At 44.2% G+C, this 242-nt stretch carries 1 pseudogene; it reads right to left on the reverse strand.

The annotated features are described in order from the left end of the window. Positions 1-60 precede the first annotated feature (60 nt). Positions 61-242: pseudogene (locus LJE09_RS19375) on the reverse strand (relaxasome subunit MobC); the annotation flags it as partial.

Genomic DNA, 242 nt, shown 5'->3' on the forward strand with positions numbered 1-242 from the left:
CATAAGTGCGCCCTTCATGAAAAAGCAATGAAGGGAATGAAAAACTCATCCCCTCTGCCATTACACTTCCTCCATATCGGTATTGGTTTCTTTCTGCATTGCTTTTGAGAAAAATCTCCCATTGGCTTCCTGCCTTTTCAGAAAAACAATCAGCTTTGGGATGTCTTCTTCCTCAATAGGAGCACCAAGAACGGATTCCACCGCACCGCCAATCTGACAGAGCCTATGGGTTCGTTTTTTAC

The sequence above is a fragment of the Blautia sp. DFI.3.45 genome (assembly GCF_020593505.1).
In the GTDB taxonomy this organism is placed as follows: Bacteria; Bacillota; Clostridia; order Lachnospirales; family Lachnospiraceae; genus Blautia_A; species Blautia_A wexlerae.